18 protein-coding genes are annotated in these 20457 nt (G+C 53.6%); 8 read left to right on the forward strand and 10 right to left on the reverse strand.

Translation table 11 applies throughout. From position 1 onward, the window contains the following. Positions 1-90: 90 nt before the first annotated feature. Positions 91-996 (reverse strand): transcriptional regulator GcvA, encoded by a 906-nt coding sequence (gene gcvA / locus QKW35_RS03360; protein WP_282350757.1) that lies wholly within the window; start codon positions 994-996, stop codon positions 91-93. A gap of 220 nt (positions 997-1216) precedes the next feature. Then, the gene (ptsP, locus tag QKW35_RS03365; protein WP_282350758.1) at positions 1217-3454 is read right to left on the reverse strand and encodes a phosphoenolpyruvate--protein phosphotransferase; all 2238 of its coding nucleotides are present in this window, start codon (positions 3452-3454) and stop codon (positions 1217-1219) included. A 300-nt stretch (positions 3455-3754) separates the two neighbouring features. Here ptsP and QKW35_RS03370 point away from each other — a divergent pair, with 300 nt between their 5' ends. Beyond that, positions 3755-4624 (forward strand): ATP adenylyltransferase family protein, encoded by an 870-nt coding sequence (locus tag QKW35_RS03370; RefSeq protein ID WP_282350759.1) that lies wholly within the window; start codon positions 3755-3757, stop codon positions 4622-4624. Between the two features lie 233 nt (positions 4625-4857). Here the strand turns inward: QKW35_RS03370 and QKW35_RS03375 are convergent, their stop codons facing one another. The 3 genes from QKW35_RS03375 to lhpI all read right to left on the reverse strand — a co-directional run bounded on the left by QKW35_RS03375 (position 4858) and on the right by lhpI (position 8649). After that, the gene (locus tag QKW35_RS03375; RefSeq protein WP_282350760.1) at positions 4858-6129 is read right to left on the reverse strand and encodes an NAD(P)/FAD-dependent oxidoreductase; all 1272 of its coding nucleotides are present in this window, start codon (positions 6127-6129) and stop codon (positions 4858-4860) included. Then, the gene (gene nhaC, locus QKW35_RS03380; RefSeq protein ID WP_282350761.1) at positions 6126-7604 is read right to left on the reverse strand and encodes a Na+/H+ antiporter NhaC; all 1479 of its coding nucleotides are present in this window, start codon (positions 7602-7604) and stop codon (positions 6126-6128) included. Before nhaC ends, QKW35_RS03375 begins: the two co-directional genes overlap by 4 nt. Positions 7605-7686: 82 nt before the next feature. Beyond that, on the reverse strand, positions 7687-8649 hold the full coding sequence (gene lhpI / locus QKW35_RS03385; RefSeq protein WP_282350762.1) for a bifunctional Delta(1)-pyrroline-2-carboxylate/Delta(1)-piperideine-2-carboxylate reductase: 963 nt from the start codon (positions 8647-8649) through the stop codon (positions 7687-7689). A gap of 166 nt (positions 8650-8815) precedes the next feature. On the opposite strand from lhpI, the gene QKW35_RS03390 reads away from it, so the two are divergent. Then, the gene (locus QKW35_RS03390; RefSeq protein WP_282350763.1) at positions 8816-9598 is read left to right on the forward strand and encodes an AraC family transcriptional regulator; all 783 of its coding nucleotides are present in this window, start codon (positions 8816-8818) and stop codon (positions 9596-9598) included. A gap of 223 nt (positions 9599-9821) precedes the next feature. Here QKW35_RS03390 and QKW35_RS03395 read toward each other — a convergent pair whose 3' ends face one another. Next, complete coding sequence (locus QKW35_RS03395) at positions 9822-10514, reverse strand: CBS domain-containing protein (RefSeq protein WP_282350764.1); 693 nt, start codon at positions 10512-10514, stop codon at positions 9822-9824. A gap of 496 nt (positions 10515-11010) precedes the next feature. Here QKW35_RS03395 and dctP point away from each other — a divergent pair, with 496 nt between their 5' ends. The 3 genes from dctP to QKW35_RS03410 all read left to right on the forward strand — a co-directional run bounded on the left by dctP (position 11011) and on the right by QKW35_RS03410 (position 13947). Then, positions 11011-12027, forward strand: coding sequence for a TRAP transporter substrate-binding protein DctP (dctP, locus tag QKW35_RS03400; protein ID WP_282350765.1), 1017 nt, complete (start codon positions 11011-11013; stop codon positions 12025-12027). After that, on the forward strand, positions 12027-12560 hold the full coding sequence (locus QKW35_RS03405) for a TRAP transporter small permease subunit (RefSeq protein WP_282350766.1): 534 nt from the start codon (positions 12027-12029) through the stop codon (positions 12558-12560). Before dctP ends, QKW35_RS03405 begins: the two co-directional genes overlap by 1 nt. 61 nt (positions 12561-12621) lie before the next feature. Beyond that, positions 12622-13947 (forward strand): TRAP transporter large permease, encoded by a 1326-nt coding sequence (locus QKW35_RS03410; protein ID WP_282350768.1) that lies wholly within the window; start codon positions 12622-12624, stop codon positions 13945-13947. A 654-nt stretch (positions 13948-14601) separates the two neighbouring features. On the opposite strand, the gene QKW35_RS03415 is transcribed toward QKW35_RS03410, so the two are convergent. Beyond that, complete coding sequence (locus QKW35_RS03415; RefSeq protein WP_282350770.1) at positions 14602-15255, reverse strand: glutathione S-transferase family protein; 654 nt, start codon at positions 15253-15255, stop codon at positions 14602-14604. A gap of 122 nt (positions 15256-15377) precedes the next feature. Beyond that, entirely contained in the window at positions 15378-16427 is a 1050-nt protein-coding gene (locus QKW35_RS03420; protein WP_282350772.1) for a methyltransferase domain-containing protein, read from the reverse strand. 324 nt (positions 16428-16751) lie between these two features. On the opposite strand from QKW35_RS03420, the gene QKW35_RS03425 reads away from it, so the two are divergent. Together QKW35_RS03425 and ald are read left to right on the forward strand one after the other, a co-directional pair. After that, complete coding sequence (locus tag QKW35_RS03425; RefSeq protein WP_282350774.1) at positions 16752-17585, forward strand: LysR family transcriptional regulator; 834 nt, start codon at positions 16752-16754, stop codon at positions 17583-17585. A gap of 322 nt (positions 17586-17907) precedes the next feature. Continuing rightward, a complete protein-coding gene (gene ald, locus QKW35_RS03430) occupies positions 17908-19023 on the forward strand; it encodes an alanine dehydrogenase (RefSeq protein ID WP_282350776.1) in 1116 nt (371 codons plus the stop codon). A 113-nt stretch (positions 19024-19136) separates the two neighbouring features. Here ald and QKW35_RS03435 read toward each other — a convergent pair whose 3' ends face one another. Next, entirely contained in the window at positions 19137-19370 is a 234-nt protein-coding gene (locus QKW35_RS03435) for a thioredoxin family protein (RefSeq protein ID WP_282350777.1), read from the reverse strand. A 121-nt stretch (positions 19371-19491) separates the two neighbouring features. Here QKW35_RS03435 and QKW35_RS03440 point away from each other — a divergent pair, with 121 nt between their 5' ends. Continuing rightward, complete coding sequence (locus tag QKW35_RS03440; protein ID WP_282350779.1) at positions 19492-20013, forward strand: hypothetical protein; 522 nt, start codon at positions 19492-19494, stop codon at positions 20011-20013. Positions 20014-20223: 210 nt separating this feature from the next. Here QKW35_RS03440 and QKW35_RS03445 read toward each other — a convergent pair whose 3' ends face one another. Next, positions 20224-20436, reverse strand: coding sequence for a hypothetical protein (locus QKW35_RS03445; protein ID WP_282350780.1), 213 nt, complete (start codon positions 20434-20436; stop codon positions 20224-20226). Between the last annotated feature and the right edge of the window lie 21 nt (positions 20437-20457).

Here is a 20457-nt window from a genome sequence, read left to right on the forward strand (position 1 = left end):
AATCACCAAAGGCCTCATCAGCACAACAAGGGATTGGCTCCTGCGCGAGCCGAAGAACAGCTTAATTTACTGTCCGGAATTAGTTGACCACTACATATCGAGGTAACGCTGGACCCACTGGATAAACGCCTGCGCTTCGGGCGAAATCTTGCGGTCCTTGTGCCAAATCAGGTAATAACCGTGATCGGTTTCCACACTCTGCCCCAATGGGTTGATCAGTTGGGTATCATCTAACTCCGGACTGATCAGGTGCTTCCAGCCCAAGGCGATGCCCTGCCCGTTCTTGGCCGCATCGATCACCAGAGGGTAGTTATTGAGTGACAACCCCAGCCTCTCCATGGGCAGGTCCACGTTCTTGGCATTCAACCAGCGGCGCCAGTTAAGCGAGTTCCAGTTAACGTCTTCCAGTTCGATCAAGTTGTGGTGCAGCAGGTCTTCAACGTCCTTGATCTTGCCATGTTGCTTCAGATAATCCCGGCTGCAGATCGGATATACGCTCTCCTGGAAGAGGCGGACTGATTCGTAACCGCGCCAATGACCATCCCCAAAGAATAACGCCACATCGACGTTTTTATTGAAGCAGTCATCCACCAAGTCAGAGGAGACCAGCCGCAATTTCACCTCGGGATGCTGCTTTCGAAACTCGTGAAGTTTGGGCATCAGCCAGAGTGTAGCGATCGATTGATCCGCTGCCACAGTCAGGGTGTTATCCCGGTCCACTACGCGGATGTCCAACGTGGCGTTGGCCAACTGGGTCAGCGCCGCCACCACCGTATGTTGGTAATCACGTCCCTGCTGGGTGAGGGACACCGAACGGTGCTCGCGGGTAAACAACTGTACGCCCAGGTAATCCTCCAGCGAACGGATCTGCTGGCTCACCGCGGCCTGTGTCAGATGCAGCTCTTTCGCCGCCTGGGTAAAACTCAGGTAACGGGCGGCTGCTTCAAAAGCGATCAGGGTATCGAGGGGCGGCAGTTTTTGCCGAAAATTACGCATTGTACGGCTCCGTCATCGCGGATTTTTATTCTTGTTGTTGGATAGCGCTGATGCTTCAGGAAGCACCGATCCGGGCTTTTACTGGCAGGTCATAATTTCACCAGCTAATACACCATTGTTACCTCTGCCCGGAATCGAAAGAGACCTGAAACCGACAAAGTTTTGCCCTCTGCTCTGTCCATCGGTCGCATGTGGGTATTTTGTAGGGTGTCAGCGCTAACTATTTGTCGTATTCGATCCCGGCATCGCGCAGCGCCTGCGACGCCAGCTCGCGGATCGCCTTGGAGCTGTCCACACAAAGTGCAGCCTGCAGCAGCTTCTCCAGATCTTTGACCGACAGCGCACGAATCAGCCACTTGATACGCGGCAGCTTTGCCGAACTCATACTGAGTTTGCGCACGCCCATACCCAACAGCAGAATTACGGACACAGGATCGGAGGCCATCTCCCCACATATCGACACCGGCAGCTCACATTGCTCGGCGGTACGGATGATACGCACCAGTTCATGCACGACTGCCGGGTGCAGGGAATCGTAGTACTTGGATACCTTGGCGTTATTGCGATCCACCGCCAGCAGGTACTGGGACAAGTCATTCGTGCCCACCGAAATGAAATCGATCTTCTCCTTCCAGAACGGCAGTAATGAAATCGCCGCCGGAACTTCGATCATCACACCCAACTTGGGACGGCATACGCTGATACCCTCTTCGTGCAACTGCTCAACAACCTCATCCAGCAACTCGATACAGGTATCCAGCTCTTGGGTAGAGCTGACCATCGGCAACAACAGATGCACTTGTTCACCACCGTTTGCAGCGCGCAAGATAGCCCGGAACTGGTGCATCAACAGCTGCAAGTTATCAAGGGTGAAGCGCATGCCACGCATACCCAGTGCGGGGTTTTCCTCTTCATACTGGGGCAGGTAAGGCAGCTGTTTATCCGAGCCCACATCGAGGGTGCGGAAGTAAACCGGTTTATCGCCGTAAGCACTGACTACGTGGCGGTACACCTCTGTCTGCTCATCTTCGGAAGGCAAACTGTCGCGTACCATAAAGGGCACTTCCGTGCGATAAAGCCCGACGCCATCAGCACCATTGCGGATGCCCGGCATAATGTCCGACTGCAAACCGGAGTTGGCCATTACCGCTACACGCACACCGTCTTGGGTAATCGCAGGGTTGGCGCTCTCGGCCAGCAGTTCTCGGTCAAAACTCTGCCGGGCCGTCAGGATTTTCTTGAACTCTTTCAGCAGGGTGCGGGAAGGTTTGAGGATCACCTTGGCACTGTCACCATCCACGATCACCTGCTCACCATCATTGACCTTTAACTCTCCAACACCCATGACAGCGGGGATACCGAGTGCGTTGGCAAAGATCGCAATATGAGAGAGTGCAGCACCGGCGAAGCATACAATGCCGCCAAGTTGATCGGTTGGCAGGCTCACAATGTCGGATACACTGACGTGGTGCCCCATCAATATCAGCGGCCCCTCGTCAGGGGATGGCAAGTCAGTCAGGTGCTGACCTCGCCAGATTTGATAGAGCTTATCACCCAATTGCTCGATATCTTCGTGGCGCGCCTGCAGGTACGGGTCGTCCATCGCCTTAAACTGATCGGAGAAGAAACGCACCGCCTGGCGAATCGCCCACGGCAGCGCCTTACCGGCTTCTATCTCCTGGGTGATCAGCGTCGTGAAATAGGGATCTTCCAGCAGCATTCGATACGCATCCAGCACCGCCGCCAAGCTGTCACCGAGCGCGGCTTGCACCGACTCGCGTTCCTGTACCAGATCCTCCAGCGTCGCCTGCTTCAAGGTCTGCCACTCTTCCAACTCAAAGGCAGGATCATCACAGCTGGATTCGCCGACGGTGGACAATCCGTCTTTATCCAGCAGATGCACCTTACCGATCGCGAGGCCCGGTGCGCCACTGATGCCCACTGAACGTTCGTTGCTTGGTCCGCGAGGCAGCTGAGGTTCAGGCAGGGCAATAATCAGCAGCGCCAGATGCGCGGCCAGGGTGGTGAGCAGTGCTTCCTGTTCTGCTTTCAACAGTTCGGGGCGGCGGCTCTGCACCACCAGTACACCGATAATGTCACCGTGATACACCAGCGGCACGCCGCAAAAGCTGTGATACATCTCCTCGGCGGAACCGGGAACGTAATAGAAATCGGGATGCTCTGTCGGTTCGGTTATATTCACGCTGCGACGCATACGCACTACACGTCCCACCAAACCGCGATCAGAAGGAATCACGACCTTCTCAGCTGCAACCAGACCGTGACTGGCAATCAGCACCATGTCGCCATTACCGCTTTGCCGGTAAAGGCTGCATACATCTAAAGCGATCACATCACTGATCGCATCTACAATCATCTGAACCTGATCTTCCGGTGACGTGGCCAAAACCACGTTCTGGATAATCCGAGTCAGTTCCAGCATGGCGTTGCTGCCCATTCAACACCTCTCCACCCGTAGCGCTATTTTTTATTCTCAGGTCGTCACTGACCTGCGCTCTGTACATACCTTCACGCCATGCGTGATACCCATCCCTGCAGTCAAGGTAATACAAAATCCTTATTACCGTATCGCGTATTAACAAGGATTTACAGAGAGGTATTCCCGTATAGCCGCGTTACGCGAAGATCCGGGCCTGTTTACAGGAACAATTGTTCCAACGAGCCAAAAAATACGCTGACATTAAACATTTTGCGCTTATGATGATGAATCGCCCAACAGGGAAATAAAGGCAGACCGATGACCGAGAAGACGTACACGCTGTTGCAGGACGTAGAACGAGTAACCCGCAGTGCGCTGGAATCAGGCGCACTGCAATCGATCGATACCCGTTACGAACAGATCACGGAGAACGGTATACCGTTTCTGCTGCGTACACTCGACAATCTGACGCGTAAAAATGAAGCAAGCCAACGCCTGAAGAAAGCTGGCGACACCCATCACAACCCGTTCAAACCCTATGACGAAGCCTTGTATGTAGCAGACCTGGGTGAGCATCACGTCTGTCTGCTGAACAAGTTTAATGTTGTGGATAAGCATCTGCTGGTTGTAACCCGCGAACTGGAATCCCAGCAGGACAAGATCAACAGGAAGGACTTCAATGCCCTGGCAAGGGTAATGCAGGACATTGATGCGCTGGCCTTTTATAACGGTGGCAAGATCGCCGGTGCGAGCCAGCCGCACAAACACCTGCAGTTGATCCCAATGCCGATGGAACCGTTTTCCGAACTGCCGTTTTCCGAAGCTCTGAATCAGTTGAAACCCGGCCACCCAAACCGCAGCCCCGACCTCAAGTTCCGCCACGCAGGTATGCAACTGCCGGCGGGTACGTTTGATAATGTGGATCGTGCTAGCGAGGTGCTGCTCACCCTCTACAACCAGTTGCGTGAAGAGCTGGCAATTACCGACGACGGCATCCAGACCACCGCGCCGTACAACCTGCTGATCACCCGCAAGTGGATGCTGATGGTGCCGCGCAGTGAAGAGTCGTTTGAGGGGATCTCATTTAACTCGCTGGCGTTTGTGGGGGCCTTGTTGGTACGCAGCGATGAGGATGGCGAAAAGCTGAAAGCCAATGGTTTGATGAACACGTTGGTGGGTGTTTGCTAACTTCATAACCCAACATCTGTAGCCGCCCGCTCTGAGGGCGACCTTCTACACCATAGTGGTATGTCGCGGTCGGCACCCATAGGGCATAAAAGCCCTCTGCTATAAGCACACATACCCCGTAGGTTAGCCATCGTTACGCGATGCCTAACATGTTGGGCACCGCTTCGCGGTGTCCAACCTACAGGACTATAGCAACGGGCTTTACAGGCACATCCGCGCACGCCCAGACACACTCAAAATCGAGTAACACGATACGGTGCCATATCCACCGGCGCTTTCTCACCGTCCAACGCACACCACAACAGTTCTGAGCTGATAGCTGCCTGAGTCAGACCCAGGTGCTGGTTACCAAAAGCAAACCCTATCTGTGGGTGTTCAGGATGGCGATCGAGCACCGGCAGTGAGTCGGGCAAGGTTGGTCGATGTCCCATCCAGGTTTCACAACGCTCTGAATGAGCTTTCAGGCTCGGAATCAAAGCGCTCGCGTGCTTTTTCAATACCTCGTAGCGTCGCTTGAAAGGCGATAAACTGAGTCCGCCCAGCTCACTCATACCCACCACACGTAAGCCGCTGGCAAGCGGTGTCATCACCAAACGGCGTTCCGCCGACCCCATAGGGTAATTAAGCACGGCTTTCTGTTCCGGGTAGGTAAGATGATAGCCACGTTCTGCTTCCAGAGGTACAGACAAGCCCAGAGGTTTGAGCAATGATCGGCTCCAGGCACCCGCACATATTATCGCCCGATCAAACACCTCAGAACCGTCTTCCGACCGGACCTCAGCCTGTCCGTTACCTGTTGGCAGCACCTTCTCCACAGCTGATTCAAAAAAGCGACCACCCTCCCGAAGAAACGCTGCATACAGAGCTTCAACCAACATATAGGGTTCTTGTACACGCCAGGCATTTGGGAAAAATAAACCGTGACTGAGTTGTGCTCCCATCTCAGGCTCCATCGTCACAAGGTCCGCCTTATCAAGCCACTGGGTTTGAATGTTAAAGCGTGCCAGATAATCAGCATGGGTCTTTGCTTGCTCCTGCTTTGCATCAGATTCCCACACCAGCATGTAACCGGACTTAACCAAATGCTGAGTCAGCCCCAAAGGCTCCAACAGTCTTGTCCAGGCAGGTACCGCATCTTCATTCAATGCCCTGAGCGCCTTTTGAGATTCAGCTAAAGCCTTAGGTCGGGCACTGGCAACAAAGCGCAACAACCATGGAACTAATGCAGGAAGGTGTCGTAGCGGTAACGCCAGTGGGCCATCGGGATCAAGCCAAAGCTTGGGTGCCTGACGCAGGGTTTCCGGCGTCGCGAGCGGATCAATAAGTTCACACGCGAGGTACCCCGCATTGCCGTAAGAGGCCCCCTTTCCAGGTGGCTGTCGATCATACAACGTTACCCGATAACCTTTGCGTTGCGCCTGAATCGCCGAGCATAAACCCAAAACGCCTGCGCCGATAACGGCGCAGGCAGGCATGCCCTTTGACGAGGCATGTCTGTTTTTCATCCTTTTACACCCTCTGCTACAACAGTGTTATTCACTGCAGTTTCTTCCGGCTCCTGATCAGCTTCTGCCGTTTTCGAAAACACCCCTAGCTGGGCATACAGAATACCGATCGCTGGCGACAACCAACAAGCAAATGCCAACGGAGCATACAGCAGTACAGAGTAGTCACCATCCACGACTGTCAACCCCAGCGCGCCGATAACAAATGCCCCACCCGCATTCCACGGAATCAGCGGAGACACTAAGGTCCCCCCCTCCTCAATTGCACGGGACAGATTCAATCGGCTGTACCCCAGCTTACCGTACTCAGGACCGTACATACGGCCTGGCAGAGCAATTGACAGATACACATCACCGGAGACCACGTTGGTTGTCACAGAGGTCAGAATGGCGGAGGTCTGCAGGCCACGGAACCCTTTTGTCAATCGCATCACGGCAGCCACAAGTGCTTCCAGACAACGGGTGCGCTCCAACGCACCACCGAAGGCCAGCGCGAACATCATTAACGTCACCACCCAAGTCATGGAGGTCACACCACCACGGTTCAACAAGCTATCGAGCGCAGCATTTTCTGTACTGATAGAAAAACCACTGTGGGCAAAGGTGAGCGCCTGATTAAAGCTGTAGCCGTACTGGATCATCGCGACACCAGCACCGAGCACGAAACCGGTGAACAATGCCGGAATCGGTGAGACCTTGAAAAACGCCAGCGCCATCACAATCACCAGCGGCAACAGCGGCAGCACGCCCATATCGAAATTAGCAGCCAGACCCGCCTTAAACGTATCGATTTGAGCCAGCTGTTCAATGCCCGCATTATCCTGGCCACCCACAAACAGGTAGATCATGAACGCAATCAGCATCGCAGGTACGGTGGTTGGCATCATGTTCTTGATGTGATCAAACACATTAGTTTCAGTCACTGCCGCCGCCAGATTTGTGGTATCAGACAACGGCGACACCTTATCACCGAAGAAAGAACCGGATACCACCGCACCTGCCGTCCAGTACAGCGGAATCCCAAATGCCGTACCAATCCCCACCAGAGCCAGACCCACAGTGCCTACAGTAGTCCAGCTACTGCCAATACAGAGAGATACAACAGAACAGAGCAGCATTGCCGCCGCCAGGAACCAAGATGGATCGATCAGCTCAAGACCATAGTAGATCAGCATCGGCACAGTACCACTGGATATCCAGGTACTTACCAACATTCCCACCACAATCAGTGTAGCGATAGAGGGCATTGCCACATGGAGTACGTGAAAAGCACCGGATTCAATATCTTTCCAGCGATACCCCTGAGTCCAGCCAACCAGTGCGGTTATAGCAAAACCAATCGCGAGTGGGATATGGGGGGTAAAGTCGTCGTAATGGAATATCTGCAAACCCAGCAGCCCAACCGTCAGCACAATGGGGATCAATGCCAACGATAAGGGTGGGACAGCGATCTGTTTTGCTGTTGTGTTTTGCATAACATCTCCTAAACCGATCAACGCCGGTATTATTTTTATTGTGAATAAAAAAAGCCCAGGATCGCTGGGCTGAAGCAGAGCATTAGCTGCCCTGATAGGTTTTTTGGTACGCCAGTACTGCCGCAGCCAGATCCTCTCGGGAATCGCCTACGGACTTAAAGACGGTAATCGCCTGATCAGGCTGAGGAAGCGCGACACGGCCCTTGTGCTGGCCCGAACACAGCTCACTGAATTCAGCAAGGATGTCGCTCTCGGTAATTGCGCCCTGCTCTATCGGCAGAATGATGTCGCCGGTTTCCACCAGAGTTCCGGCACGGGTATCCACGAAGATGGCCCCACGCTGCATCGCTACGTTGTCGGTTTCGCGCATGTCTGGCACAAAGCTTCCTACCAGATCCAGATGGGTTCCTGGGGCGAGCCATTCACCCAGGATGACCGGTTCCTTAGCCATCGTGGCACAGCTGATAAGGTCAGCATTGCCTGCCACATCAGGAAGCTGGTCGGTGGTGCAGACAACCGCGTCGATATCCTCAGCACGCAGCTCTTCCACCAGTGCTTCACTAGCAGATTCATTGCGGTCCCATACGGAAATCTTTGAAAGTGGACGCACACTCCGGTGTGCAGGAATCAGTCTGCGTCCCATACGACCTGCTCCCACCATCAACATCCGCTGACTGTCAGGACGGGAAAGATAGGATGACGCCAAGGCAGACGCTGCTGCAGTCCGGCGGGCTGTCAGCTCGTTGCCATCAACTTGCAGTAACGGCTGACCGCTTTTACCGCAGCTCAGTATATAGTGGCTACTCAGCCCCGGCAGTTTCCGTGCACTGTTCCCTGGGAATACGTTCACCAGCTTAACGCCGACAAATTCACCCTCCAGCCATGCAGGCATAAGCAATAAGGTGGCATCGGGTTCGCCAGGCACCTGCATCGTGTGATGATGACGGATCGGCGCGTTCACCTCTTTGGTGAAGATAGCGCGCAGAGATTCTATGACATCAGCCCAAGGCAATGCGGCTTGCAGTTGAGAAGCGTTCAATTGCATGGAAAATTCTCTTCTTGTTAATCTTTACTTCATACTAAAGAGAACCAACCCAGCATTTTTGACCGAGACTACGCTGATATTGACCGAGACTATCGAAGTTCACATTCACGCACATCCCAATGTTCGGAAACAGGTAAGCTAAAGCACTACAAATGAGGACAGTTCATTGACCAAAAGCCACGCGCGCAGCAACCGTATTGCATTGCAGAGCGGCACTCACCACCATAGCTTTAGCCAGATACTGCTGGGACGTAAGGGTGCGATGAACTGTGATTTTGATAAGACCGGCGGCCAGATCGGTCGTGGTGTCATGGCCTGGGTACCCCAGGCAAATCAACATGATTTTGAAGGCCTTAATCCCGAGTGCGAACTGCTGGTACTGGATCTGGCCAACAATGATCCCTACTTGAATGCGTTGCTGGACACCTGGTCGGTCTCTTTGAATGATGTTCGCTACCAAAGCCCGGATTTTTGCCGCCTACCGAACCAGATGGTGCCGATGATCGATTTCATCGCGGAAGAACTGGCACAAGACACCAGTCCCACCCGCGCACAGCGTTTATCCACAATGTTGTTGCCTTGGCTGGGAGAGGTCTTCAGTAGCGAGATTGCTACACAAACCGGTTTATCGCGTTTTGACGTGGCTCGCCTCAATAGCTTTATTGATCGCCAGATCAGCCAACCTATAAGTAACGATATGCTGGCCATTGCACTGCACTGCAGCCCAAGCCACTTGTATGTACTGTGCCAACAACACCTTGGCTGCTCGCCCCAGGCGTATATCACCCAACGCCGTTTAGCGCTTGCTCAAAAGATGCTGGTTCAAACGCGACTGCCATTGGATGCAATCGCTCAGGAGACGGGATTCTCTGACGCATCAAGCCTCTCCCGCGCCTGTAAGCGCAACTTTCAAAAAACGCCGGGGCAGATCAGAAAACAGGGCGCATAAAGATTGCTAAGCAGACCCGGATTCAAGCCGTTTTATGTATATTGGGTCGAGCGTAACGACACCCAAAGTACACTCCTGAAGGTTGGGCACCGCGTTGCGGTGGCCAATCTACGGTAAAATGGTGTACTTGTAGCAGCGGTCTCCGACCGCGACATGCCCCCATGGAGAAAGTGTCGCCCTCGGAGCGGGCTGCTCCAAAGCTGCGTGAATACGCTCTACTAGATCAGGCTTCCGCCAACCAAGGCGGGATACTGCCAAGGAAGTTTTCCACTGACCGGACTCCGGGTGTATTGACGGCCGCCAATTCTGCGGCCTGTTTCTCTTTCTCGCTGTAAACGATTCCCCAGAGCTGAACCACGCCGTCATGGACGGTGACATTAATCCGTCCGCTAACCAATCCCACCTCTTCCGACAGTTCATGCATCAGGCTGTCGCGGATGGTGCGGTCATCCACAGACCGGGTTTGTTCAGGCACCGGGCCGGCAGTCAGGCCATGCAGCAGGTTGGCGCGACTCACAATCCCCACCAGTCGATTGTTGTCCGTCACGGGTACACGCTTGATATGGTTACGCTCCAGCGTAGTTGCAATCTCATGTAACGGCATATCCACACTGACGGTAATCACATCGCGGGTCATCACTTCAGATGCGGTGCGGCCATGGGCTTTTATATAGTGTTCAGCATCATGACTCTGGGAAAACAGGTTTTCGATCCACCAGGAATGACGCTCTTCGCTATCGCTTTCCAACCTTCGCATCAGGTCCCCTTCGCTGACAATACCGAGCACCCGCTGCTCATCGTCAATCACCGGGACGGCGCTGATCCGTTTCGCCAGCAACAGTTCTGCAATCTCCCTGACCCCGGTATCGGGTCCCACTGTAATCACGGAGGTGGTCATAATATCTGCGGCGTTCATTGTTTAGTCTCCCAAAAATCACCGTTCTGAACCTCAGTATAGTCCGGTAATCTGTTGCGACTTGTTGCCTACTGATCAACGAACAAACAGGACTTTTGCCTATTAACCTTTTGCGACCTCAAATGTCGCAAAAAGACTTAATAAACGACGTTAACGGTCAAGTTACTGGAATTTCAACTATGTTATCTGTATGAATCAGTGGGGAAGCTTTGATTACGAAGCGACTGGAGTGGAAGGTGCAATTAGAAACGATTACACCGGATAAAGAGAGAATCGTTTTACCAGATACGCTCAAACTTTATCCAACATGATCAAATACCCTCCATTTTATGCTAAATAAGAGTTTTTGACCCATGAAATGCAGGCTTATAGGACAAAAGACCACTCCTTACGCCCTACACTGTAAGTTCCATTCCGCTAAACCGGCGGTAAGTCAGTAGCCGCCCCTTAGGGAATATCAAAAATAACAGCAGCGAATCTGATCTTAGGAAGAACCATGAAAAGAAGAAATATTCTGAAGGCAGCAGCAGCGGGCCTGGCAGCAGCACCGCTGGCAATCAGCTCTACCAATGCACAAGCAGCTTCTACAGTACGTCTGCGTATGCAAACATACTGGGGTACGGAGTCTGATGAGATCCACGATCAGTTCCTTGACGACGTTAAGGTTGCTTCCAACAAATCCCTTCGTATCAAACGCTTCCGCGGCAGTGAGCTGGTACCGAATGCCGACATGTTCCAGGCAGTATCCAAAGGTACCATCGACATGTGTCAGGGCTACGCGGGTTACTGGCCGGGTCAGCTGGACATTGCATCCATCGAAGCGGGTCTGCCAGGTGCATGGACCAACTACGACGAAGCACAGTACATCATGGAATCCAAAGGTCTGATCGATCTGATCCGTGAAGGGTACGCTGAACAGGGCGTTCACTACTTGGGCCCAATCATGGGCGGCCCATTCGACCTGCTGACCACCAAGCCGGTTAAGAGCCTGGAAGATCTGAAAAACATGAAGATCCGCGCTACGCCAAGCGTCGCGAAGATCCTGGAAAAATTCGATATTCCAACCGTATACCTGCCAGGCGGTGAACTGTATCTGGCGCTGTCCACCGGTACCATCGACGGCGTAATCTACGCAGGTACCAACGAGTACAAAGCGATGAAGCTGTACGAATCTGCTAAGTACTACACCTTCCTGAACATGGTAAACCCGGGCTACACCGATCAAATGCTGATCAACAAAGCCAAGTGGGATTCCATGTCTGACGAGCACCGTCGCATCATCGAGATGGCTTACGCTAAGCACGCACGTAAGATGCACACCTGGATGGTGAGCGGCTCCATCGACGCGGGTACCTCTGGTCTGTTTGAATTCGCGACCCTGCCTGCTGAAGATTCCGCACGTCTGCGTAAAGCAGCCCGTGTACTGTGGGAAGAGGAAGCAGCTAAATCTCCACGCAACGCGAAAGCGATCGAAATCATCGCTGCAGCGGCTAAAGCGACCGGGAGAGGCTAATGACACGGATATCTCGCTTCCTTGACCTACAAGACGAGATATCCGACTTCATAGGCAAGGCCATCTCATGGATGAGCCTTGCTATGATGGCTGTTCTCAGTTTCGAGATCGCTGCCCGATATCTTTTCAACAGCCCAACCTCCTGGGCACATGAAACCACGACCATGATCTATGGTACGTTCTGTATCCTGGCGGGCGTGTACACCCACCGTCATCATGGTCATGTCCGCAGTGAAGCGGTCTATCATCTGTTCTCGCCCCGCGGTCGCGCCTGGCTGGATGTGATTACCGGTGGTATCGGCCTCGTGGTGTTTGCCGTATTTTTCTACGTGGTTTTCGATTTTGCCGCAGATTCCTGGGCAAAAAACGAACACTCTTCGAAGAGCACCTGGGCTCCCCCAATTTATCCGTTTAAATCCGTATTGCCACTGGCGGTTGGTCTGATGTGGCTGCAGAGCTTGTCTCACTTCATCAGGGATGTGATGGTCGCACTTGGCATTACCGAGCCGCGCGAAGAAGTAACCGAACAATAACTTGCAGTGTTTGTTCAATAAGAAATAAGCAGTTCAACAATAAAAACGAAGGACACTAAGAGTGTTAGAACTTGATCCGTTGCTCGTCACAGGCGGTATGTTTGGTTGCATGCTGCTGATGCTGATCCTGGGTGCCCCGCTGACCTGGGCACTGCTAACCGTAGGCGTTGGCTCAGCATATTTCCTCTGGGGTCCTGCCGGCCTTGAACTGCTGGCGATCAGTACGTTCTCCTCCATGGATAACTTCCTGTTGGTTGCCCTGCCCATGTTTATCTTCATGGGCCTGATGCTGCAGCGTTCCGGCATAACCGATGATCTGTTCGACATGATCAACAAGTTGATGGGTGGCACGCCGGGCGGTCTGGGTATGGGTACCGTCATCGTCTGTGCCTTGATTGCAGCAATGGCCGGTGTCTCCGGTGCAGCAACCGTAAGTCTGGGTATTATCGCCCTGCCAGCGATGCTCGAACGTGGTTATGACAAAAAGCTGGCAACCGGCACCATTATGGCCGGTGGCGCACTGGGCTTCCTGATTCCACCTAGTGTCCTGATGGTTATCTACGCCTTCCTGGCGCGTGAATCCGTCGGTAAACTGTTTGCCGCAGGCTTGATGCCGGGCCTGATGCTGGCCGGCATCTACATCCTGTATGTATTTATCCGCGCCAAAATGAATCCGCAACTGGCTCCACCGATCAGTGAAGAAGAGCGCGTTGATTTCCGTGGCAAGTTGGCTGCGCTGAAAGCGTTGATCCTGCCGGGTGCTCTGATCGCCACCGTACTCTCTTTCATTATCGTGGGTATCACCTCACCCTCTGAGGCGTCTGCCGTAGGTGCGGTTGGCTCGATTATCTGTGCCGCCATCTACCGCACGCTGAACTGGCAGGTGCTGAAGGAAGTAATGATCGGCACCACCAAACTGATGGGGATGCTGCTATGGATTACCCTGGCCGCGGTATTCTTCAGTAAGGTATATATCGGCCTGGGTGCGGGTATGGTGCTGGAAGAGTTTATCGAAGACACCGCCATGTCGCCGTACTGGGTGATCATCGCGATGCTGGCCTGCTACTTCATTCTGGGTATGTTCCTGGACGACTTTGCCATTGTGTTTATCACCGTGCCGCTGTTCGTACCAATCGTGGATACCCTGGGGTTTGATACCATCTGGTTCGCTGTGTTGTTCATCATCAGCATGCAGTCCGCGTACCTGACACCACCCTTTGGCTATAACCTCTTTTACATGCGATCGGTGGCGCCACCTAGCGTCTCGATTTACGACCTGTATAAAGCGGCAATTCCGTTTGTCTGCTTGCAGATTATCGGCCTGGCCCTGGTGGTTATCTTCCCAGAAATCGCCCTGTGGCTGCCTGAGTTGATCTTCGGTAAGTAACGCTAATGAGAAACAAAAAACCTCCCTTCGGGGAGGTTTTTTTGTTTCTAGCCATCTCATGTAGAAGCGGTCTCCGACCGCTACTTACCCCCGTGATTTAACCCGTCGCCCTCTCAGTGTGCTGCTACAAGGCAATGTACGAAGCATTTAAGCTCCGCGTAGGCTAGTCATCGCAACGCGATACCTAACGTGTTGGGCACCGCTTCGCGGTGGCCAATCTACGACGCTTAATCGTTACCTGTAGCAGCGGTCTCCGACCGCGACATACCACGGTGGTTTAAAAAGTCGTGCTCGGAGCGGGCTGCTACAAAGCAATGTACGAAGCATTTAAGCTCCGTGTAGGTTAGTCATCGCTACGCGATGCCTAACGTGTTGGGCACCGCTTTGCGGTGGCCAACCTACGACGCTTAATCGTTACCTGTAGCAGCGGTCTCCGACCGCGACATACCACGGTGGTTTAAAAAGTCGCCCTCAGCGCGGGCTGCTACAAGGCAATGTATGAAGCATTAAAACTCCGTGTAGGTTAGTCGTCGCAACGCGATGCCTAACGTGTTGGGCACCGCTTCGCGGTGGCCAACCTGCTGGATTCGTTGTAGGGCACCCTTTAGGGTGCCGGCAGCATGAATGCTGCCCTACGAGATTTTTTACGAAGGATTAAACCTCCACTCCCGCTTCATCCGCTTCAACGATTTCCGTTTCCTGCTTACCGGCTTCAATCCACTCCTGCATCTTCGGATGGTCCAACACGGATTGCATGTAGGCGTGGCTCGCTTCGGATACCGCTACACCGTAGGTTTCAAAGCGGGATACCACTGGCGCATACATCACATCGGCAATACTGAACTCACCAAACAGCCAAGGACCTTGGTCGGCGATGCGCTCACGGCAGCTGGACCAGATCTCGTCGATACGGGCTACGTCTTTCATTGCCGCTTCCGACGCTTCGATACGGCGCTTGGCGCGGCAGTTCATTGGCATCTCGTTACGAACACCAAAGAAACCGGAGTGCATCTCGGCAGCAATCGCACGGGCTTCAGCACGGGCAGCGCGGTTTTCTGGCCAGCCGCGTCCGTCGAGGTAGGTTTCGCTGACGTATTCGCAGATCGCCAGGGAGTCCCACACGGTGATCTCCCCATCCACCAGCACCGGCACTTTGTCGGCGCAATCTACGTTTTTCAACGCGGAATAGAAGGATTCGGTATCCAGCTGTAAGCGGGTTTCTTTGAATTTGATATCAAAGGCGGCCAGCATCAGCCAGCCGCGCAGTGACCAGGAGGAGTAGTTTTTGTTGCCTATGATCAGTTCCATCAGTGTGTACCTGCTTCCGTTAAAAACTGCAGTTATTGTTACCGCACGCTCGTCCGAAAACTAACGAATAGTATTGATGGCACCTATTCGCAACGCTGATGGATCAGATCAGGAGAGGCTGATTAGCAGCAACCGCCGCCCGCTGCACCGCTCTCGGCTTCGCTTTCGAACGGTAGCAAGGTGCCACAACCGTCGAAAATACCGTAGTGGTTGTCCCAGGTACCGACAAAGTCGAAGTGTTCTTTAAAGCGGGTGTCGTGCAGCATGCGCCAGGTATTGCCACACACCGGGAAGACCTTGCCCTTCTCGATACGGTGATGCGCATCCAGCTCAAACACTTCCGGCATATGCTCGATGGTGCCTTTGTAGATCACCGCCTGGCCGTAGTCTTCACAGGCATCTTCCAGCGCTTCAATCTTGAACAGGCGGTACGTGGCAGAGTAGAAACTGATATGGCCGATTTTCTGCTCGATGCGTTCGTTGTCGATGGTAATCGGACGGTCGTTCACCAAACGTGGATCGGTAAAGCCCGCTTTCTTCGCCAGACGCAGGAAGTCATTCCAGTACAGCGCACCGGACAGGCACTCGCCGTACAACTCAGGATCGGTTTTGAGTGATGCAGGGATACGGCGATCGGCATACACATCGGAGAAGTACAGCTCACCACCCGGCTTAAGCAGACGATAGGCCTCGCGGAATACCGCGTCCTTGTCCGGGCTCAGGTTGATGACACAGTTGGAGACAATCACGTCAAAGCTGTTATCCGGCAGGTCCAGCTCATCCAGCTTTTCGATGTAACCCTTGCGGAACTCCACGTTGCCCTGTGCATAACCAAAGGCCTTCTGATGGTAGTCCAGATGACGGTTAGCCACTTCCAGCTGGGCGTCGGTCATATCCACACCGACCACACGGCCAGACTCGCCCACAAACTGCGACAGCACGTAACAGTCACGGCCACTGCCGCTCCCCAAGTCCAGAATCGCACAACCGTTCAGTTGCTCAGGTGCCACCAGACCACAGCCGTAGTAACGGGCCATCACCTCATCATGCACCTTGGACAGTGCATCTTTTACATAACGTGGGATCGCGTCGTCTGTGCAGCAAGCATTTGTCTGCAGATCTTCACTCCCCTGCAGTACCTCACCGTAATATTCCTGAACCTGTTCGTGCATCACTCTACCTTTTACTCAAAACAGCGTATCGAGACCGGCTACTATAGCCCGTTACACCCGCCCACCACCACCGCAATCAAGCAACCGGAGGGGGTGTGGCAACACAGCACCCGGATTGCTCCCCTGCCCCGATTCGGCTATTTATCAGCGCACACCTCCGGCCCCCTTCAGAGGGTGTCGTAAAACTACTGCGCTGGCTGATCCGGCGTTAAAAATCTGCTCAAAATGCTCATTTACTTCGAGTAAACTGCGCTTTTTCGCAGCTTTTTGCCTTGTCTCAGCTGCGCTCGCTACATTTTACAACACCCTCTTCTGGAACAGACGATGGATATCGAAGCCCTGCGCAGCTTTATCGCTTTTGTGGACACCGGCAGCTTTACCCGTGCGGCAAAGCAGATCCACCGTACCCAAAGCGCGATCAGCATGCAGATGAAGAAGCTGGAGGAAGCGACCGGCAAACCGCTCTTTATTAAGGAGGGCCGTAACCTGGGGCTAACCGAACACGGTCGCAAACTCGCCAGTTATGCCCGCCGCTTGCTGGCGATCCACGACCAGGCCCTGAGCGATCTGAAACGCCGCAGTGACCATCCCCCCCTGATGCTTGGCTGCCCGGACGACTATGCCGATTCGGTGTTACCGCAGCTGATCGCCCTGATTCTGGACGCGCACCCACAACAGGAGATCAGCATCCTCTGCGCCAGCAGCACCCGGTTACGCGCCCTCCTGGACCGTGGCGAACTGCACGCGGCTATCCTCACCCGCGCACCGGAAAAGGATGAGGGTTATCTGCTGGTGCATGATAAAGGCGTGTGGGCCCACGGCGGTTTTCCAGAGCTGCTGGAGCGCGATGTGCTGCCACTGGTGCTCTACGATGCCGACTGCAAATTTCACAGCACCGCCATCGACTCACTGGAGAAGCAGAACCGTCCGTACCAGCTGATCGCCACCTCCTCCAGCGCCACCGCCCTGAAGGGGATGCTCAACAAAGGGATCGCCGTCAGTGCGCTGGCCAGCTCCACCGTCTCCGATAACCTGACCATACTGGAAGACACGGACCTGCCGGAACTGCCTGCGGTGGATATCGTACTGGCATTGGCCCCGCATCCACATCCAACCCTGACCGCGATTGACGCTGCCAACATCTCTGCCAAGTTCTAATCCATCCCTCGCCTCAGGGCCGTATCCAAACTGCAACAATTCGGCCCTATAATGTTGCTCTGCAGCATTCCCCCACACACTTCTGACCCGGTTTTCAGACCTCCCCCAATAAGTGGTAGCAACCACATACCACTTTAGAGTGGGTTATTTATTAACCAATCGGGCACACTTTTTGCGCCTTTAACTTTTCTGGAAAAACCACAACAAATCCGGATTTTTTCCCGCCAAAACCAAATCTTCAAAAAAACACTCCGCACAACTGGTGCTAGCCTAGAAATACTTCCTAAAAACAAAAGCAATAAAAGATCCGGAGATTTCGTAAATGTTGATTGGTGTACCTAAAGAGATTAAGAACCACGAATACCGTATCGGTATGACTCCTGCTGGTGTACGTGAGCTGGTTGCAGCTGGCCACGAAGTAATCGTACAGCGCGATGGCGGCACGGCTATCGGTCTGACCAACGAACAGTACGAAGCAGCAGGCGCTAAGATCATCGATACCCCAGAAGAGATCTTTGCAGCAGCAGACATGATCGTGAAGGTAAAGGAGCCGCAGCCAAACGAATGCCGCATGCTGCGCCCTGGCCAGATCCTGTTCACCTACCTGCACCTGGCTCCGGACCCAGAGCAGACCAAGCTGCTGGTTGAATCCGACGCTGTTGCAATCGCATACGAAACCGTAACTGACGCTAACCGTGGTCTGCCACTGCTGGCCCCAATGAGTGAAGTAGCTGGCCGTATGGCTATCCAGGCCGGTGCACACTGTCTTGAGAAAGCACAGGCGGGTCTGGGTACTCTGCTGGGTGGTGTACCGGGCGTAGCACCAGCGAAAGTGGTTGTCATCGGTGGTGGTGTTGTAGGTGTTAACGCTGCACGCATGGCAATGGGTATGGGCGCCGACGTGACTATCCTGGATCGCTCCCTGCCGCGTCTGAAAGAACTGGACGCATTGTACGGCCCACAGCTGAAAACCCTGTACTCCAGCGCAGAAAGCGTAGAGCAGGAAGTAGTGGCAGCGGATCTGGTCATCGGCGCAGTGCTGATCCCAGGCGCAGCAGCACCTAAGCTGGTAACCCGTGAAATGCTGAAGAAGATGAAAGACGGTGCTGTACTGGTAGACGTTGCGATCGACCAGGGTGGCTGCTTCGAAACCTCTCGTGCAACCACGCACCAGGAACCAACCTACATCGAAGAAGGCGTGGTTCACTACTGTGTTGCTAACATGCCAGGCGGCGTAGCACGTACCTCTACTTTCGCTCTGACCAACGCAACGCTGCCATTCGCACTGGCTCTGGCGAACAAAGGCTACAAACAGGCACTGCGCGATGACGCACACCTGCTGAACGGTCTGAACGTTCACCGCGGCACCATCAACTACGAAGCAGTCGCGAAAGATCTGGGCTACGACTACGTTCCAGCTGAAGACGCAATCGCTTAATCGATTGATTAACGCAACGCGCTGAAACTAAAAATCCGGTATGCCGTGAGGGATACCGGATTTTTGGTGCCTGAAGACCTGCGAAATTAAAAAACGCCTGTGCGGCTAAGGCCTCAGTGCTTCAGTCCGTCGAAATACTGCCGCAGTTCCTGTTCTGAGGGCTGATGACGGAACGCCAGTTTGCCGTCGACCACGATATTAGGGGAATGGCGGATATTGTAGGTCTTTACCATCTCCGGGTGGTTCTCCAGATAGGCAATCTCGTAATGTATCCCCAGGTCCTTAAATTCCTGTTCGAGGTTGGGCACCGAAAAGTCCGTTCTGGTCACCAGTAACTGAACGCGCATAAGAGCACTCCTCATCGGTTCACTGGCTTCAGTATAGCAAGCGGGTTTATGCAGCTAATTACCGCTGTTTCTATACTCATAAGGAGACATAACTTCGTTCTTCGGAACGGGGAGTATTCCTATGAAACAGCACTATTACCTAACAGATGACATCAACAGTGTTGAGAAGATTGCCGAAGACCTTCACGCAATGGATATCGACGATGACCATATCCATGTGGTGGGTTTAGACACCGACGCCATTGAAGAGCACCACCTCCATGCGGCGCGCGAGATAGACGAAACCGATATCGTACGTTCCTCTGAACGCGGCCTGCTGGTTGGCTTGGTGATGGGCGTAGCTTTCGCGGTGCTAGGTTCCATGTTCACCCCATTCGGGATCGAGTTGAGCGGGCCTTCACTCGTCATGATCACCGTGTTGATCGTGGGCATTTGCACCTACTGGGGAGGTGTATTCGGTACTTATTTCGACAACTACCGGATCTCCTCTTTTCACCAGGCGATCCGACAGGGCAAATACCTGTTGATGGTAGACACAAGAACGGGGCAGGAGAATCCACTCAAATCAATGATGCGTAAGCTGCACCCCGAAGCAAAATGGATGGGTAAAGACTCCACCATCGCCAATCCATTCCACGCCTAGATGCCGCAGCCGGCCACCACGAGTATTTCCCGGCGTTCCCGCCGGGATAGATGTTCACTGGCAGGCGTTAGAGGGTGTTGTAAAACGTAACGAGCGCAGCTGAGACAAGGCAAAAACTGCGAAAACGCGCAATTTACTGAGTGTAAATGAGCATTTTGAACAGATTTTTAACGCCGTATCAGCCAGAGCAGTAGTTTTGCGACACCTTCTTTACTCTTTCGCGGTGAGTAGATGCACCCCTAACCACCCAATCGGACCAAGGAAGAACACACAGGCCTGCACCTCAGCGATAGCAAGTCCATGACGTTCGCAGAACTGTTCGCCCTGCTGACGGTAGTATCGATTCAGCAACCGAACGGCATGAACACCCACGACACACCACGCAGCAACTAACGCAATAATGAACAGTCCAAGGGGACTCATTGCTTAACTCCCAGCCGCTCT

The organism is Pontibacterium granulatum, from assembly GCF_029961155.1.
Taxonomy (GTDB): domain Bacteria; phylum Pseudomonadota; class Gammaproteobacteria; order Pseudomonadales; family Balneatricaceae; genus Pontibacterium; species Pontibacterium granulatum.